Origin of the sequence: Actinoplanes sp. NPDC051633 (assembly GCF_040681735.1) — a bacterium.
Classification (GTDB): Bacteria; Actinomycetota; Actinomycetes; order Mycobacteriales; family Micromonosporaceae; genus Actinoplanes.
This window is the reverse complement of the sequence record NZ_JBFAZH010000057.1, coordinates 1-14,754: the sequence shown is the minus strand read 5'-3', so window position 1 is coordinate 14,754 and position 14,754 is coordinate 1. Positions and strand designations below refer to the sequence as shown.

At 69.6% G+C, this 14,754-nt stretch carries 15 protein-coding genes and 1 pseudogene; 8 read left to right on the top strand and 8 right to left on the bottom strand.

Features of this window, described 5'->3' with window-relative positions; translation table 11 throughout:
- A pseudogene (locus tag AB0M20_RS05890) lies at positions 1 to 567 on the bottom strand (cell division protein FtsK); the annotation flags it as partial.
- Between the two features lie 250 nt (positions 568 to 817).
- Here AB0M20_RS05890 and AB0M20_RS05885 point away from each other — a divergent pair.
- On the top strand, positions 818 to 1,309 hold the full coding sequence (locus AB0M20_RS05885) for a hypothetical protein (protein ID WP_364294403.1): 492 nt from the start codon (positions 818 to 820) through the stop codon (positions 1,307 to 1,309).
- Between the two features lie 4 nt (positions 1,310 to 1,313).
- On the opposite strand, the gene AB0M20_RS05880 is transcribed toward AB0M20_RS05885, so the two are convergent.
- The 7 genes from AB0M20_RS05880 to AB0M20_RS05850 are packed head-to-tail and all read right to left on the bottom strand — an operon-like array spanning position 1,314 to position 9,824.
- A complete protein-coding gene (locus tag AB0M20_RS05880) occupies positions 1,314 to 1,907 on the bottom strand; it encodes a hypothetical protein (RefSeq protein WP_364294400.1) in 594 nt (197 codons plus the stop codon).
- Positions 1,908 to 1,918: 11 nt separating this feature from the next.
- Positions 1,919 to 3,034: a M23 family metallopeptidase gene (locus AB0M20_RS05875; RefSeq protein WP_364294412.1), complete on the bottom strand. Its 1,116-nt coding sequence runs from the start codon at positions 3,032 to 3,034 to the stop codon at positions 1,919 to 1,921.
- Complete coding sequence (locus AB0M20_RS05870) at positions 3,031 to 3,582, bottom strand: hypothetical protein (RefSeq protein ID WP_364294397.1); 552 nt, start codon at positions 3,580 to 3,582, stop codon at positions 3,031 to 3,033. The genes AB0M20_RS05875 and AB0M20_RS05870 overlap by 4 nt, the downstream gene beginning before the upstream one ends.
- A 4-nt stretch (positions 3,583 to 3,586) precedes the next feature.
- Complete coding sequence (locus AB0M20_RS05865) at positions 3,587 to 5,545, bottom strand: MFS transporter (RefSeq protein WP_364294394.1); 1,959 nt, start codon at positions 5,543 to 5,545, stop codon at positions 3,587 to 3,589.
- A 1-nt stretch (position 5,546) separates the two neighbouring features.
- A complete protein-coding gene (locus AB0M20_RS05860; RefSeq protein ID WP_364294391.1) occupies positions 5,547 to 9,128 on the bottom strand; it encodes an ATP-binding protein in 3,582 nt (1,193 codons plus the stop codon).
- Positions 9,129 to 9,168: 40 nt separating this feature from the next.
- Positions 9,169 to 9,531, bottom strand: coding sequence for a hypothetical protein (locus AB0M20_RS05855; protein ID WP_364294387.1), 363 nt, complete (start codon positions 9,529 to 9,531; stop codon positions 9,169 to 9,171).
- A gap of 2 nt (positions 9,532 to 9,533) precedes the next feature.
- The gene (locus AB0M20_RS05850) at positions 9,534 to 9,824 is read right to left on the bottom strand and encodes a hypothetical protein (RefSeq protein ID WP_364294384.1); all 291 of its coding nucleotides are present in this window, start codon (positions 9,822 to 9,824) and stop codon (positions 9,534 to 9,536) included.
- Positions 9,825 to 10,154: 330 nt separating this feature from the next.
- Here AB0M20_RS05850 and folP point away from each other — a divergent pair, with 330 nt between their 5' ends.
- The 7 genes from folP (at position 10,155) to AB0M20_RS05815 (ending at position 14,680) form a co-directional block, all read left to right on the top strand.
- Entirely contained in the window at positions 10,155 to 11,018 is an 864-nt protein-coding gene (folP, locus tag AB0M20_RS05845) for a dihydropteroate synthase (protein ID WP_364294409.1), read from the top strand.
- Positions 11,015 to 11,374, top strand: a complete 360-nt coding sequence (gene folB, locus AB0M20_RS05840) for a dihydroneopterin aldolase (protein ID WP_364294381.1) — start codon at positions 11,015 to 11,017, stop codon at positions 11,372 to 11,374. The genes folP and folB overlap by 4 nt, the downstream gene beginning before the upstream one ends.
- An 18-nt stretch (positions 11,375 to 11,392) precedes the next feature.
- Positions 11,393 to 11,965, top strand: coding sequence for a 2-amino-4-hydroxy-6-hydroxymethyldihydropteridine diphosphokinase (gene folK / locus AB0M20_RS05835; RefSeq protein ID WP_364294378.1), 573 nt, complete (start codon positions 11,393 to 11,395; stop codon positions 11,963 to 11,965).
- A 49-nt stretch (positions 11,966 to 12,014) separates the two neighbouring features.
- A complete protein-coding gene (locus AB0M20_RS05830; protein ID WP_364294406.1) occupies positions 12,015 to 12,494 on the top strand; it encodes a DUF3180 domain-containing protein in 480 nt (159 codons plus the stop codon).
- Positions 12,495 to 12,544: 50 nt separating this feature from the next.
- The gene (locus AB0M20_RS05825) at positions 12,545 to 13,780 is read left to right on the top strand and encodes an ABC transporter permease (protein ID WP_364294375.1); all 1,236 of its coding nucleotides are present in this window, start codon (positions 12,545 to 12,547) and stop codon (positions 13,778 to 13,780) included.
- A 74-nt stretch (positions 13,781 to 13,854) separates the two neighbouring features.
- Entirely contained in the window at positions 13,855 to 14,139 is a 285-nt protein-coding gene (locus tag AB0M20_RS05820) for a hypothetical protein (protein WP_364294372.1), read from the top strand.
- Positions 14,140 to 14,188: 49 nt separating this feature from the next.
- Positions 14,189 to 14,680 (top strand): hypothetical protein, encoded by a 492-nt coding sequence (locus AB0M20_RS05815; RefSeq protein WP_364294369.1) that lies wholly within the window; start codon positions 14,189 to 14,191, stop codon positions 14,678 to 14,680.
- The last annotated feature ends 74 nt before the right edge of the window (positions 14,681 to 14,754 follow it).

Here is a 14,754-nt window from a genome sequence, read left to right as displayed (position 1 = left end):
GCCGGGCCGGATCCATTTCTCGGCGTCGGACAGCATCTCCATCAGGCCTGCCCGGTCGGTCGCCACCGGCTCCATCAGCCCGGCGTCGGCGAGCGACTCGAACGGCGCGAAGGTGGTGCCGCCCCCGGCGCCGTCCACCGCCCGGATCAGCAGCGACCCGGCCGGCGCGGCGGCCAGCAGGCGCAGCAGCACACTGCGGATGAGCCCGGCGACGCGCGGGTCGCGGGCGTCCGCGTCGATGGTGAGATGCCCGGTGCCGAGCAACGGCACGATGGCGGGGAAGGTGGCGTCGTCCTGCGGCTGAGCCACGCCCAGGCGGACGAACTGCGGCGGGTTGGGGGCGCCGAGGGGAGTGCTGGCGGACTGCGCGTCCAGCGGCGCGCCGAGCCAGCCTGGCGCCAGCTCGCTCGCCGCGGCACGCAACTCCTCGACCAGGGCGTGCTGCTCGCGCGGGTCGGCGACGGCCGGGGTCTGCGCCTCGAGAGCGGCGGCGGCCGCCGCGACGGTGGCCTCGGCCTGCCGGTGCAGGGCAGCGGCCTGATCGATCCGGGAACTCGACTCCGCCACCGCCTCACCTCCCTGTGTGCGCACAAACCGTATCCCAGGTGGGCCGGAGGTTTGCGTTCCGTAGCCGGTGACGTTGTCGTGGCGCAGCTCTATCTATGGCCGAACCACTAAAGTCGACGGTGTGCAGCCGCCTGAGCCGGGAGTGGGACCCACCGCGCAGCCGTCACCCGCTGTGCCGGGCCAGCCGGTGCCGCCGTCGGCGATGCGCCCGGCCGGGCTGCCTCCGGTGGGTCCAGGCGGACCACCGCCCATGCAGCCGCCGCTCGCGCCGCCGCCACCGGCCGGCAAGCGCCCGAACCGGAGGGTGCGGCTGTGGATCGCGATGGGCGCGGGCATCCTGGCGTTGCTGTGCCTGGGCGGCGTCGGGGTCTTCATCTCGGTCTACGACCAGGCGACAGAGATCAAACGCACCGCCCCGGACGCCGTCGTGGACAGCTATTTAGGTGCCTTCCTGCAGAATCGCGACGACGAAGAGGCAGCTTTGTATGTCTGCAAGTCAGGTGCCAACTTGTCGGCATTGCAAGCATTCCGAGCACGCTTCATGGCGGTTGAGAAGGATCAGAGCGTTGGCATCGACCTCAGTTGGACCAGCATTTCCGTGACGGTCGTCGGTGATCGGGCCACGGCGTCGACCGACCTGAAATGGTTGGCAACGGACGGTGCGCACGGCCTGCAGCCGTTCAGGTTCGGATTGGTCGACAAGGATGGTTGGCGCGTCTGCAGCGCCACCTCGACCGGCTAACGCTCTATTCGACCCACAGCGCGGTCATTGAAACTTCCAGAGTGCTCGGCGCTCGCCCACTCCATGCCCAGCGGTACCACTCCAGCTCGGTCGCGACTCGCGCGCAGATGTCGCCGTCGTCGCTCGTGTGCAGCTCGGTGACGCCGCGAAGGTCTCGTCGTTCCCCGCCGTTCTCAAGAATCTGAATCACTCGGCGTCCCGTGATGCTGTCCGCATCCAGCGAGGCGGTCGGATTGCGCCGCGGCGGCTCATCCAATGAAACCAACCTTGTGCGGGCATCCCCAGCGCTCGAGCTGGGACCTGCGAGGCCGTACTCCTCGGCCCAGACGCGCTCTACAGGCACGAGCGGCGCGAAAACCTCGATCTGCTCGGCCTCGGCGCGATACCACTCCGCCTCGGGCATGACGGGGACGTAAGTGCGACTTCCCTGCACCACCTTCTCGTCCGCGCGCATGTCACCACGCCAGCCGAGTCCGGGCAAGCCGATCAGCACGCGCCGCCCGCGGAGTGAGCCGACCATCGTCGCGGGGGTCGGCACGAGCGGGCGTGGTCCGTCCTGGGCCCATCCACCCGCGCGGCCGGCGAATGGATCAGGCATTGAGCCGCCGGTCACTGCTCACCCCCGAGCGGTGCACCCTGCTTACGCATCCAGTCGACCGGGTCTACCGCGCCCCGGCTGGTGCGGTCATTGTTCATGTGCACCTCGAAGTGCAGGTGCGGTCCGGAAGAATTTCCGCTTGTACCCACCCGGCCGATGATCGCACCGGCCGCCACGTCTTGCCCGACTTCGACGAACGGTTTCTGGACCATGTGGCAATAGCGCGTCATCACGCTGCCGGCGTGCACGATTTCGACCATCCAGCCGCAGCCGCCCTTGCCAGGAAACCCGTCGACGTTGCAGCTCCGCCGGCCTCGACGGTCGTCGTCGCACTTCACGATCGACACCGTGCCACTGTTCACTGCGGCGATCGGCGTGTAGCGCCCGATGATCAGGTCGACGCCCTGATGGGTAGGTCGTTGCGGAGTACGGAAGCCGGAGCCGACGACGGCCTTTACCGGGGCGGTCCAACCTGATGCGGCGATTTGACCACTCGCGGCGCAGACCATGGCCAGGGAGCTGCCTACGGCGTTTGCCGCGCCGTTTGCTAACTTGTTGACGATCTCGGTCGCGATCAGTTCGTGCTTTGCGTAAGCGTTTGGGTATGCGCTGCGTTGCACCCGCTGAGCCGCCTTGGTGAGCGACATTCGTTCCCAGCCCTTGACGGTTTGCAGTTTCTCGTAGAACTTGCGGCTGGCGTAGATAGGATCCTGAACTTGCGCGGGCGTACCCCAGCCGGCACTCGGCCGCTGCTGAAAGAGCCCGAGCGAGTCATGGTCGTTAGCCGAGCCGAGGTGGCCGAGATTGCTCAGCCGAGACTCCTGCATAGCCGTGGCAACGGCGACCACCCAGGCGCGAGGCGGCAACTGGAGTTCGCGACCAACGTTGATGATGATCGCTGCATTCCTGATTTGCTGCGGTCCGTAATCAGAGATTGACGGCATGTCAGCGTTTTCGTCGATAGGGTCGCCTTGGCCGCAGCCGAATGCGGAGAAGGTGTTGGATTTATCCTCCTCACCCAGCCCACCGACCAGGATGGCGCTGACGGTACCGCCGCAGCAGAGCAATGCCAGCGTGGCGACTACCGCCACCAGCAGCGCGAACCGGGTCGGTCGGAGCCGCCTCATGGTCCTGCCCAGTCGATTCCGCTCACCAGCCATCGGCCCTCCGGCGCGACCAGCCGCAGGGTGAGCTTTCCCGAGTCGGTCTCGACGACAGCGTCGATGAGGTTGTCGCCAACCGGTACCAGGTTCGGTCGGCCGTTCACCCGGTCGGCCGGCACGTCGGCGGGGTCAGTGTCGGCGAGCTCCTGGGAAAGTTCCTTGGTGGCATTCGGGACGAGGCGATCGCGCCAGGCCTTCGCAGAGACGTTCCGGTGATTGACCCACGCGCCCGCGAAGGCGTAGGCAACCGCTTCAGGCAACGCCGTGCCAGGGCTTGTCTTCGGCGCCGGAGGCGGCGTCGGTGAGATGACGCTGTCTTCCTCGTCCGGGTTGACGCTCAGCGTGGGTTCCGGTGAACCACTGCCGATTGGCGTGCGACCCGACTCCCCAGGATCAGCGAAGATCCGGCCGATGCCAACCACGGCCAGAACAATGACCGCGAGCACGATGGCAACACCCCAACGCGAACGGAACAGACCGGTAAGGCCTCGTTCCAGGAAGCGTGCAGCCATCAGATCACTTCGCCTCGGTGCGCACTCGAGGCGATGTGGGTTCGTTAGTGGTGTTGCCGGTTTCCGGACGATAGATGGCGTAGGCCGCTGGCTTCTCGGCGATGTCCGGCTCCGACCAGGTGGCCGCCCGGCGTGCCCCAGATTTCGCCGGCTTTACTTCCCTGGCGTCTTCTCGGGTGGTCTCCACGCCGTCGGGGCGCGTGGCGCCGTCGGCGGCTCGGCCGCTTCCGGTCGAACCCGAAGGATTCGAGGCGAGCTCCGCTCGCTTGGCCGCGCTGTGCGCCGGATCTTCGAGTCGGGCCTCCGGGCGCAGGTTGCTCTGATCCGCATAAACCGTGCGGCGGTCCTTGCCGACGGCTGGCTCCTGAGAACCGCCCCCATCGGAGCCCTCAAGCCTGGCCGCTTCGCGCATGTCCCGGAAGAAGCGTCGGTGCCAGGAACCGGCGGATGCGATTGCTCGAGTGCCGTCCTTACCGCCGAGTTGGGTGATCCGCCGATAGGGGCGCAGCAGCAGCCAACCGACGACCCCGCAAAGCCAGACCAGCACGACCTGCAGCCATCCGGCGAGACTGCCCGTATTCATGATCAGCTCGACTGCGAAGAGATAGATCGCCGCGCCGGTGCCGAAGATGGCGATGTTGAAAACTGCGGCGACCACCGCATTACCGAGCCGCCGGATTCCGGCGGAGGCTGGTCGCAACAGCCCGATGGTGCCCAGAATCGGGGCAGCGATGACCGCCCAGCGGAAGATCAGGAAACCGAGCAGCACGAGCAGCGACGCCGTGAGGTCGAACATCGCGAACATGATCGATGCCAGCACGGCGATGAAGCCCGAACCGACGCGGTCCATTCCGTTGACGCCCTTGAGGTATTCGTAAGCCTCCGGATCTTCCGTACTGATCTGTTCCGCCACCTTGATCCACTGCTGCTTCTTGCGCTCAAGGACGCCATCGCGAGTCGCCGGAGCGTTACGCATGCGCTGAGCCTCGTCCCAGGAGAGGGATCGGGCTTGGTAGAGAGCACGGCCGTATTTTTTCGCCGTCTCGCTCTCAGCCGAACCGAGCATGCCACGCAACCAGTTGCGATACAGCATGGTTTCAGTCGCGGTATCGCTTGCGCGCACCGCCGGAGGTCGATTGTCTTCGCAGTCTTTCGGGCCCGTCGAGCATGGCCGCGAGTTGTCCGGCCGCGGTCCCACCGCGTCGTGCACTACCCCGAGCGTGGTGATCAACGACTGATCGGCGATGTTCGCCGACCGGACCGGCCACGATGCAATGGCCGTCACCACGACCATCACTAGAAGGGCCCACCCGGCGGTGGTGGTTGCGGCGCCCATCTCTGCCTGCCGAGATCGCCAGAGCAGGTAAAGACCGACAATCGCCAACGTGATCACGCCGAAGACGCTGAAAACCTTCTCGTACACGGCTCGCGTCGCCTGTTCGACCAGCGGATCGGCCCAACCCCAAAGCGTCTGTGGCTCCCAAGCCCGTTCCCGCAGGGCGTTCGATGCGCCGATCACGGCCGTGGCCAGCATGAACTCACCGTTCGCGACGGTCGTCTCGAACTTGTACTCCGGATCGATCAGCGTCGAGGCGCAGCCGTTGTCGAGGTCATAGGTCGTATAGCTGTAGCCCGCATAGCCATACCGGCTGTAGAAACCCGGGTATGTGTCTCCGACCGACGATTTCGGGCGTTCGGCGAACCACCCGGCCAGGCCCGAGTCGGGCGTGCTCGGGGTCGGCGGGTTGAGGCAGTTCGCCCGCGCCTCGCCGACCTCGGCCAGCCGATCGACACAGCCCGGGATGTTGGTCTGCCACTCCTCGAGGCTGCACGCCCCGCCGGGGGCGCGCGCCGGCGGCGTCGGTGCGGCGCCCGCCGGGGTCGGCGCCGCCACCGCCCAGGCGATGGACGCCACCATCGCCACCAGAACGGTGAGGACCGCTGCCGACGCCCGCCGCACCATCTCAGTCCTCCAGGTCGGGCATGCTCGAAATGGCCGCCGGCGTCGCGTTCGCCGCCGCCGGCGTGGTGTCCAGGTGCTCGAGCAGTCCGTCCACGTACGAGACGTCGACCCGGACCTTCTGCACCCGCCCGTCCACGTCCCGCATCACGAACTCGCGGAAGCCCAGCCGATGCGAGGACGACGCGTCCACCTGGGACAACGAGGCCAGCGTGGCTTCGTACCCGTCGTGCACCGGCACCCGCAGCAACCGCAACGCCTCCGACGCGATCTCCTGGTCCTCCGCGATGCGGCCCACGAAGACGGTGGACACCAGGTTCTGCACGTCCAGACCGAGGATGTCGCGCGGGTTCTGTGAGGCGACCAGCGCGGCCAGGTTCCACTTCCGGGAGTCGCGGGCGAGCCGCACCAGGAACGACCGGCCGGACCGCCAGCCCTCCATGAAGTGCGCCTCGTCCAGGCCGACCATCTTGCGGGAGCTCATCGAGCCGCCGTAACAGCGCCGGACCGCCAGCCGGTGCGCGGTGTGCAGCATCGGCAGGGCCAGCGACTCCTCGGCCGACCAGTACTCCCGCTCGATCTTCAGGTCCGGCAGCCGCAGGCCGGCCATCGTGATCACGGTGAGCGCGGCGTCGGCGCCCAGCAGATGTTTCGGCGGCGAGCCGAAGAACAGCAGCGCCAGCGGCATCTCGGCGGTGTCCAGCAGCAGGTTGGCGAGCTCCTTGCCCTCGTCGTCGTCCAGGCTTTGCAGGGTACGAACGACGTCGTCGAGGGTGGACGTCTCCTCGGCCGGCACCTGCCGCACCGCGTGCCGCAGCAGCGTCGCGGTGGACGCCTCCTTGGCCACCTGGGGCGGCACCAGCATCGAGCAGATGTCTTGCACCAGCATGCGCCGCTCGGCCCGCGCGTTGGACACCGCGATCTCGAACTCGCGGTCGCCGCCCGGCCCGGCCGCGAACTCGCCGCGGATCGGCGTCGGGATCAGCGCGTACGGCGCCAGCGTGCCCTGCTCGGAGCCGGTCAGGTTGAGCACCCGCGAGTACGGCCGCAGCTCCGGCATCGAGCACAGCCGGGCCAGCGGGCCGGACGGGTCGAGCAGGGTCACCTGCACGCCGCGCCGCGCGTTCAGATAGCCCAGCGCACCCATCAGGGTCGACTTGCCACCACCGGGCTCGGCCACGAACACGCCCAGGCCGGACCGCTCGCGGACCTCCATCGGGAAGTGCAGGTCGAGGAACACCGGCCGCCGGCACGTCCCGGAGGTGCGCCCGATCAGGTCACCGCGCCGGTCACCGACGGTCGAGGCGGCCTGGGGCAGCGCCGCGGCCAGCAGCTTCACCGGCATCCGGCGCACGTACCCCGTGTTGGCGATCGGCTCGCCCGGGATGAACTCGCGCGCCAGCTGGTCCTGGTTCTTCGGATGCTGCAGCGAGATGCGCAGCTCACGGGAGTAGAGCTGGATCAGGCGCCGGGCTCGCTCCAGGCACTCCTCACGGGTACGCCCGCCGACCGCGATCCGGTGCCAGCCGTGCGCGCGGGCCGACTCGACCGGCAGCCCGGTGGTCATCTCGTCGCCGATCACCAGCGCCCGCTTGGCCAGGCGTTCCAGCTCCGGCGGGGCGTCGATGCCGTGCTCGGCGTAGTCCAGCTGCTGTGAGCGGATCATCCGCAGCCGGTGCTCGAGGTTCTTGAAGGAGCTGCCCGAGCCGAGGATGTCGATCCGTGAGGACAGCTCCATCGGCCACGGCAGGCGCTCGTGGAAGTGCATCCACGGCTCGTGCTTCTCGGGGATCTCCAGCGGCTCCATCCGGCCGACCGAGAGCACCGCTACGTGCCGTTCCTCGCCGGTCATCCGGTTCACCAGCTTGACCGTCGACCCGTACGGCGTGCGGTAGCGCTCGACCTGCTCGGTCAGCGCCAGCAGATCCCCGGAGTCCCACTGTCCACTGGTCACCGGCGACAGCGGCCCGGGCGGCGCCATGCACAGCGCCACCGAGCGGAAGAGCAGCCACTCCAGCTCCTGCGGCGTGACCCGGCGGCCGCGCATGCCGAACGCGTTCAGCACCTCGTCGAACTGCTCGACCGTGCGGCCCAGCTTGCGCCGCTCGCCGTCGGACGTGCCCTTGCCGAAGATCCGCAGGATCCGCTCGGAGAAGGTGTCGCCGAGCGACCGCCGCGCGAAGGTCACCCCGAGGAAGGTCTGTCCCTCGGCGTGGTTCACCGAGAGCAGGTGCCGCTGGGCCGCGACCAGGTGGTCCGACCAGGAGGTCGCGCCGGCCACGTCGCCCAGCGGCTTGGCGGTCAGCGAGTCGACCGTGCGGGCCCACTCGTCGGCCGGGAAGGGCCGGTTGGTGCGGCGCAGGTGCAGGCGGAACCCGGCGAGGCCCGCGTACTGCTCGGAGATCGCGGAGAGCAGCACCTCGCGTTCGGCATCCGGCCGGAACGCCCAGCGCACCTCGGGCAGCGAATACCAGGCCGTCACCGTGGACTGGGTGAAGGTCAGGTGGCCGGCGATCTCGGTGATCTCCAGCTCGATGGACGGGTCCCGGTCGCCGAATTTGATCTTGTTCGGCTTCAGGGGCGCCGGCTTGACCTCCTTCTTCGGCCGGACGGCCGGGAGGTTCTCGGGCTCCTCGCGCTGCTTGCGCCGGCGCTTGGCGGGCGCCTTCGACTTCGACTGGGCGGGCGCGTTCTCCGGCATGGTGGCCGGCAGGCCGGCGCGCTCGTTGATCTCGGCGGCGAGCTGATCGGGCGTGGGCGACTCGGGCGACCGCGGCAGGGCGGTGACGCCCGGCGGCAGGCTCGGCGAGGCGACCGTCTGCCACAGCGGCGGCGTCGACACCGGCTGGGCGTCGTGCCCCGGCCGCACCTCGTCGGGCCAGTCGTCGTAGTCCGACTCGGAGTCCTCGATGTCGTCGACGACCGGCGGCGGCGAGACGGGGGCAGGCGTCGGCGACACGGCGGCCGGCGGCGGGATCGAGGCGGGCGGCGACGAAACCGGGGCCGGCGGCGGGACCGCGGCCGGCGGCGACGAGACCGGGGCTGGCGGCGGCGGTGAGATCATCGTGGGAGCCGGTGACGGTGGAGACGACACGGGGGCGGGCGCCACGGGCGGCTCGTTCACCGGCGTCGGCTCGACCGCCGGAGCGACGGGCTCGGGCTCGGCGAGCGGGGACTCGACGGGGTCGAGGACGGACAGGCTCGGCGACCCGGCCGGCGTCCGGTCATCGAAGTCGAACCCGAAGTCGAAGTCGTCCTCCGGAGCGGACGCGGGCGGCTCCTCCGCGGACGGCGGCGGCGTGGCCCGGGCCGGCGCCGGCGCGCCCCCGAACAGGTCGAGGAAGGGCGAGTCGATGTCCATCGAGCTGTCGAGGGCCGGCCCGCCGTTGGTGCGGGGCCGGATCGGCTGCGGAGCCTGGAACACCCCGACGGCGCCATGGCCGGGGGTCGTCACCAACTCGGTGTCGGAGGAGTTGAACTCTTCAGAGCCGTCGTTTGCGTAATCGTCTGAACGCACACCGTTACTCTGCCTGGCCGGGTGGGGGTATCCGGCACGGGGACGCCCCGGCGGAGGGGATGTCGTCATGAATTGGCCCCGCTCGGGCGCGCTGCAGGACGATGGATGGTCATATCAGCTCCTCCCGGACCCGGATGCGCGAAGCGACGAGGCGGGGGTCACGCTGCTCGACCGCCGGCTCGCGGGTACGCCGCCAGTCGGTGAGCGCGGTGCGGATGACCACTCGGGCGGGCCGGTCGGGGTCGACGTGCCGGAACACGTACGACGTGGTGACCATCGCGAGAGCGATCTCCCAGGCGGGGAACGGATCGAACTCGAAGGTGATCAAGTAGTGCAGGAACATGAAGAGCGGAACCAGGATGACGAACATTCCGTACTGTGCGTACGGCAGGTGCATGGGCAGCGTGTATCCCGGCGGGCCGAGGTAGACGAGCCGCGCCCGGTAGATGTCATCGTCGGTGCGTAGGCGCATGACTAGCTGAAGATCAGATCGATCAGGTAGTCACCGAGGAAGAACAGTGTCGCCGCGCCGGCGATGAACGCGAGCCCGACGATCGCGATCGCCGAGCTGGTCAGCACCTTGGAGATCTCACCCCGGCTGGCCCGGCCGATGAAGATCACGCCGAGCACGGCGAGCAGGATCGGGGCGATGTTGCCGGCGAAGAAGCTGACGACGCCCTCGGTGTTGATCCCCTTAGGCTCGGCGGCGAGCGGGACCTGTTGTAGCACCGTCGCTGCCTGGGCGGCGAGTTCGGTGGCGATCATCGGTAAACCTCCCGGGTGTCCGACTTGCAAAGATCGAACACTGCAGTTGTGAAGCCTGACGGCAACCCCATATGGTGCTACTTCCGGCTCATCCACGTCCAGTGAGCCGTAAGGGCATACCTGTCCTGCGCTAGCCCATCTGCTTCCTTCGGTCCTTCAAATGATGCCTGTCCGAAGCGTACGGGCCGTCCTTCTTACCTACAAGCTGCCTGATTCGTTACCCAAGGTAAAGACGTGACTGAACCTGAGTGACCGACCCTTCTGGGACGGCAGCCTGCGCGATGGTACACACGTTCGAAGATCCAGTGTGAGTAGGTTGTGGACGTGGGGATGGGCGACCGCCAGTTGCACCAGGATCACCCGGTCGTGATGGGGGTCCTCAACGTGACCCCGGACTCCTTCTCCGATGGTGGTCTATACACCGATGTGGATGCCGCGGTTCAGCACGGCCTCCGGCTCCGGGCCGAGGGCGCCGACCTGGTCGACGTCGGTGGCGAGTCCACCCGGCCCGGCGCCGAGCGCGTGGACGCGCGTACCGAGATCGACCGGGTCGTCCCGGTGATCTCCGCCCTCGCCGCCGCCGGGGTGCCGACCAGCATCGACACCACCCGCGCCGAGGTCGCGGCGGCGGCGCTGGAGGCCGGCGCGGAGCTGATCAACGACGTCTCCGGCGGCTTGGCCGACCCCGAACTGCTCGCGGTCGCCGCCGCCGCCGGCTGTCCCTACGTCGCGATGCACTGGCGTGGCCACTCGCGGGAGATGCAGCAGCTCGCCACGTACACCGATGTGGTCGCGGAGGTCATCGGGGAGCTGCGCGAGCGGATCGGCGCGGCGCAGGAGTCCGGAATCGCACCCGAGCGGATCATCGTCGACCCGGGTCTGGGGTTCGCCAAGACCGGTGCGCACAACTGGACCTTGACCCGGCATCTCGACCGGCTCCTCGAGCTCGGGCATCCGGTGCTCTTCGCGTCCAGCCGCAAGTCGTATCTGGGCCGTCTGCTGCCCGGTCCGGACGGCGCGCCCCGCCCGGTCGAGGGTCGCGCCGCGGCCACGCTCGCCACCAACCTGCTCGCCGTGGCGGCCGGCGTCTGGGGAGTGCGCGTCCACGACGTGCGCGCGACCTGCGACGCGGTCGCGGTCTGGCGCGCGACGGGCGCTCCGCGGCTGCGGACCGACGCGTCGGGTACGCGATGAGCGACCGCATCACCCTCACCGGCCTGCGCGTCCACGGCCGGCACGGCGTGTACGAGTTCGAGCGCGCCGGCCAGGACTTCGTGATCGACGCCGAGCTCGAGCTGGACCTCGCCCCCGCCGCCGCCAGCGACGACGTCACCGACACTGTGCACTACGGCGAGCTGGCCGGCCGCCTGGCCGAGATCGTCGCCGGCGAGCCGGTCAACCTGATCGAGACCCTGGCCGACCGGCTGGTAACCGCGTGCCTGGCCGACCCGAGGGTGGCCGCCGCGACGATCACCGTGCACAAGCCGCAGGCGCCGATCCCGCGCGAGTTCGCCGACGTGTCGGTGACGCTGCGCCGGACCCGCTCGTGAGCCGCTCGTGAGCTGCTCATGACCAGGGCGGTGCTCTCCCTCGGGAGCAACCAGGGCGACCGCATCGGGCACCTGCGGCGGGCGGTGGCGCAGATCGGCGACCGGGTGCTGCTGGCCTCCGGCGTCTACGAGACCCCGCCCTGGGGCGACACCGCTCAGCCCGCGTACCTCAATGGGGTTCTGCTCGTGCTGGATCCCGCGGCCGGGCCGCGCGACTGGCTGGAGTTGGCGCAGGCCTGCGAGACGGCCGCCGGTCGCGTCCGCGACCCCGCGCGGCGCTACGGTCCGCGCTCCCTCGACGTCGACGTGATCGAGGTGTACGCGGCCGACGACACCCCGCTGACCAGCGACGATCCCGTTCTGACCCTGCCGCACCCGCGGGCACACCTGCGCGCCTTCGTGCTCAAACCCTGGCTCGACATCCAGCCCTACGCGCGCCTGACCGGCCACGGCTGGGTGACCGACCTGCTCAACCGCCCGGAGATCGCCGCCGACGCCGCCGCGATGACCCCGCGACCCGATCTGCCGGACCTGTTCCCGAATTCGCCCGGCGACACCCCGCCGCAGGATCGAACTCGAAAACAGGCCTAGAGTCGGACGGGTGAGCAACAACCCGGCTGGGCCGCGGACCGATCCGTCGATGCGGCCGACCAGCATCTCGGTGCTGATCGTCGCGGGCCTCGTGGCCGCCGCGGTCGGCTGGCTGCTGCTCAGCTTCTTCTACAACGACTGGCCGCCGCCGCCCTGGCTGCCGGTGATCGTGATCGCGGTGCTGGCGGTCTCCGAGGGCATCCTGGCGCAGAACACGGCGGCGCGGATCCAGCGCAAGCCCGGCGCGCCGCGGGTCGAGCCGCTCGCGGTGGCCAGATACGCGGTGCTGGCGAAGGCGTCCTCGCTGGCCGGCGCGCTGTACGCCGGATACTGCGCGGGGCTGCTCGCGTTCTACGCCTTCGAGCCGACGAAGTTCGCGCGGGAGGCGGTGCCGGCCGTCGCGGGCGGAGTGATCGCATCGGTCGCGCTGATCGCCGCCGCCCTCTGGCTGGAACGATCGTGCCGGGTTCCCGACCAGCCCGACCGGGAAGATGAGGACGACTCGGGCAAACCGCAGCGACGCAGGTGAGCCGGTCACTTGGCCCTGAACTCCTGTGGTGGTAATTCCGTAGTCTGAAGGTGACAGGGGCGGAGGCGCAGATGGCGTACGACGAGAAGACCTACGCGGATAGTGATCCCTCGGCGTATCGCAACAGCGCGGCCGCGCAGGATTTCAGCCGCCGCGGGTTCGACAGCGGGGACGAACAGCGCCGGTACAGCCCGTACGAGGAGGACTACCGCGACCGGGTCGGCATCCACATCGGCTGGGAGATCGTCCTGGTGCTGGTGGTCGCCGCGATCGGCTTCCTGCTCTACCGGCTCGAGCCGGACGCGCTGCGTCGCCCGGCGCTGGACACGCTGCTGATCTGGGGTACGGCGATCGGTCTGCTCGCGCTCGCCGCGGGGCTGACCCTGCGGGCCGGCGTGCCCAACCTCGCGCTGGGCCCGATCGTCATCGCCGCCGGCCTGCACTGGGCCGAGAACGGCGACAAGGGCCTGGTCTCGGGTGCCGTGCCGGCGCTCGTGGTGGCCGCGGTCGCCGGCCTCGTCGTCGGGCTTCTGGTGGTCGGCCTGCACGTGCCCGGGTGGGCGGCAACGCTGGCCGCGGCCTTCGGCGTCGTCGTCTACAACCAGCTGCGCACCGGCCCGGTGGCCGTGCAGGGCACGCTCGATCCGTCCGACCAGGCGTTCTTCCTCTTCGGCGGCTTCGCGCTGATCGCCGTGCTGGCCGGGGCGACCGGCACGGTGGCGCCGGTCCGCCGGTTCCTGGGCAAGATGCGCCCGGTCGCGGACCCGGCCCGCCGCCGCGGCGCGAGCGTCGCGCTGCCGGTGATCGGCGCGCTGGTGTTGTCCTCGGTCTTCGCGGTCGTGGCCGGCATCCTGGTGGCCACCGTGCGGCCGGACACGCCGGTGGTGCCCCGCCCCGGCTTCGAGTGGACCGGCGTCGCGATCGGCACGGCCATGCTCGCCGGCACCAGCGCCTTCGGCCGCCGCGGCGGGGTCTTCGGCACCCTGCTCGCGGTCGCCGCGCTCACCCTCTTCCTGGACTACCAGGCCCGCAAGGACTTCGACATCGCGCTCTACGCGATCGCGGCCGGGTTGGTCGGCGTCGGCCTGGTCGTCACCCGCCTGATCGAGACGTACGGGCGTCCGCAGTCGCTGGACCCGCCGGACGAGGACTGGCAGAACGCCGCGGCCAGCACCGGCACCACCACGACCTGGTCACCCGGCCTGCCGGAGACGTGGTCGCCGTCCTCGGTGCCGGCGCAGGGCCGCACCGACCGCTGGGACGACGGTCCCTGGGGCAGAGCTTGATGGCTCCGCTTCGCTCCGCGGCGATCGCGGGACGTCCCGCCACCTCTCTTCACCAAGACACCTATGCTGGCCGCATGACCTCTGCGAGCTTTGCCGAGCTGGACGCCCTGTCGACGGAAGAGTTGCGGGAGCGCGCGTTCGCAAGGGCGCGCGAGCACCGTGACATCGGCTTCTTCTGGTCGGTGTTCAAGCACCTGCCCGACTCCGACGACGCCGCCTCCCTGGACGGCGCGCCCAACTCGGTCGGTCCGACCGTCGACGAGGCGGTCGCGCTGTGGCGAGAGCTGACCGGTCACGGGTACGGCGAACAGGAGCCGCTGCTCCGCGCCGCGTTCATCGACTACCTTCAGAAGGCGTAATCGACCGGCTTCGTTTGAAGCTGTGTGCTTGCTGGGAACTAGCGGGCGCATGGCTCTCGGTAGCAGATACAAGAGTGCGCCCGGTGCGGGCACACTCACCGCACTGATACTCGTCCTGGTCTTCGGCAGCCCGTGGTATCGGGACTGGGCCGCGGACAACACCGACCCGGCCACCGCGGGTGGCTGGTTCCTGCGCCTGCTCGGCTGGCCTGCGTGGAGCATCGACGCCGGCGACTCGCTGCGCGAGGTGATCGTTCAGGACCTGCGGGCGATCCTGCTCGTCCTGCTGACCCTGCTCTTCCTCATCCTGCTGCCCGGATCGCAACTGGCCCGGGCGCGCGGCACCATCAGTCAGTTCTTCGCCGGCTGGGGTGCGTACATCTTCGCGGCCGGCTTCGCCGCCCTGCTCACCACCCTGTTCCTCCGCAACCCCTCGCTGCTGCACGCTTTCGAGGTCGCCAGTGGCGGTGCCGCCTACGGCATCTTCGTCGGCTGGATCATCGGCCTGGCAACGCTCGGCGGACGCCGCGGCACGAGGTAGGCCCCCTCCCCGGGCCGTGCCGCCCGTCCCCCCAACCGGCACGGTCCGGTCGCCGGGCGGTCCTGAGCTCCCAG

Excerpts from the sequence above, each read along its gene's own strand:
- AB0M20_RS05885 (WP_364294403.1), top strand. The coding sequence starts at position 818 with ATGCAGCCGCCGCTCGCGCCGCCGCCACCGGCCGGCAAGCGCCCGAAC.
- AB0M20_RS05880 (WP_364294400.1), bottom strand. The coding sequence starts at position 1,907 with ATGCCTGATCCATTCGCCGGCCGCGCGGGTGGATGGGCCCAGGACGGA.
- AB0M20_RS05875 (WP_364294412.1), bottom strand. The coding sequence starts at position 3,034 with ATGAGGCGGCTCCGACCGACCCGGTTCGCGCTGCTGGTGGCGGTAGTC.
- AB0M20_RS05870 (WP_364294397.1), bottom strand. The coding sequence starts at position 3,582 with ATGGCTGCACGCTTCCTGGAACGAGGCCTTACCGGTCTGTTCCGTTCG.
- AB0M20_RS05865 (WP_364294394.1), bottom strand. The coding sequence starts at position 5,545 with ATGGTGCGGCGGGCGTCGGCAGCGGTCCTCACCGTTCTGGTGGCGATG.
- AB0M20_RS05860 (WP_364294391.1), bottom strand. The coding sequence starts at position 9,128 with ATGACGACATCCCCTCCGCCGGGGCGTCCCCGTGCCGGATACCCCCAC.
- AB0M20_RS05855 (WP_364294387.1), bottom strand. The coding sequence starts at position 9,531 with ATGCGCCTACGCACCGACGATGACATCTACCGGGCGCGGCTCGTCTAC.
- AB0M20_RS05850 (WP_364294384.1), bottom strand. The coding sequence starts at position 9,824 with ATGATCGCCACCGAACTCGCCGCCCAGGCAGCGACGGTGCTACAACAG.
- folP (WP_364294409.1), top strand. The coding sequence starts at position 10,155 with ATGGGCGACCGCCAGTTGCACCAGGATCACCCGGTCGTGATGGGGGTC.
- folB (WP_364294381.1), top strand. The coding sequence starts at position 11,015 with ATGAGCGACCGCATCACCCTCACCGGCCTGCGCGTCCACGGCCGGCAC.
- folK (WP_364294378.1), top strand. The coding sequence starts at position 11,393 with ATGACCAGGGCGGTGCTCTCCCTCGGGAGCAACCAGGGCGACCGCATC.
- AB0M20_RS05830 (WP_364294406.1), top strand. The coding sequence starts at position 12,015 with ATGCGGCCGACCAGCATCTCGGTGCTGATCGTCGCGGGCCTCGTGGCC.
- AB0M20_RS05820 (WP_364294372.1), top strand. The coding sequence starts at position 13,855 with ATGACCTCTGCGAGCTTTGCCGAGCTGGACGCCCTGTCGACGGAAGAG.
- AB0M20_RS05815 (WP_364294369.1), top strand. The coding sequence starts at position 14,189 with ATGGCTCTCGGTAGCAGATACAAGAGTGCGCCCGGTGCGGGCACACTC.